Here is a 942-nt window from a genome sequence, read left to right as displayed (position 1 = left end):
TGAAGAGGTCGCCGGAATGGAAGAGCACTGCGGGCACGCGCGTTTTGTCTGGAATCTCGCGGTCGAACAGCAGTCGTGGTGGACGCCTTCCCGGGGAAAGGCGCCGAACCATGCGGAGCGTTGCCGGCAGTTGACCGACGCGCGGGCGGAGTTCGAGTGGCTGCGGGTCGGTTCGCAGACCGTTCAGCAGCAGGCGCTTCGAGACTTCGACCAGGCTATGCGGAACTTCTTCAACGGCTCGCACCGCCGCCCGACCTTCCGGAAACGTGGCCGGTCCGAGGGTTTCCAGATCGTGGGGAAGAACGCTAGGGTCGAGAAACTGAACCGGAAGTGGTCCCGATGCTGGATCCCGAAAGTCGGCTGGGTGAGGTTCCGCGTGTCGCGGACGATCCCGGACTTCAGGTCGTACCGGGTGACACAGGATCGGGCGGGCCGCTGGCATGTGGCGTTCGCCGTAGCACCCGACCCGATCCCCGCGCCGGGAACCGGCCAGGTCGGCGAGGTCGTCGGTGTGGACCGGGGTGTCGCCGTGTCCGCGGCGCTGTCCACCGGGGAGCTGCTGTCCTGCCCGACGCTGAGGCCAAAGGAAGCCGAACGGCTCCGCCGGCTCCAGCGCCGGCTGGCGAAAGCCACACGCGGGTCGAACCGGCGCGGCCGGCTGAAGACCCGGATCGCCCGGGTGAAGGCCCGGGAGGTCGACCGGCGGAAAGACTGGGTGGAGAGAACCTCCACCGATCTTGCCCGCCGGTTCGACGTCATCCGGGTGGAAGATCTCCGCATCACGAACATGACCCGGTCGGCCCGAGGCACTGTCGACCAGCCGGGCCGCAATGTTCGCCAGAAAGCCGGACTGAACCGGGGCATCCTCGCCAACGGCTGGGGTCTGCTTGCCCGGCGGTTGGAACAGAAAGCACCCGGCCGGGTGGAGAAGATCCCGGCCGC

The 942-nt window shown here is 67.9% G+C and carries 1 protein-coding gene; it reads left to right on the top strand.

Annotated features, from left to right (window positions below; translation table 11 throughout):
* A partial coding sequence (locus FMEAI12_RS12100; RefSeq protein ID WP_235013922.1) for an RNA-guided endonuclease TnpB family protein occupies positions 1-942 on the top strand: 942 nt, incomplete at both ends.

This window comes from Parafrankia sp. Ea1.12 (genome assembly GCF_900465275.1).
GTDB classification, from domain to species: Bacteria; Actinomycetota; Actinomycetes; order Frankiales; family Frankiaceae; genus Parafrankia; species Parafrankia soli.
This window is presented reverse-complemented; position numbering and strand designations above follow the sequence as displayed.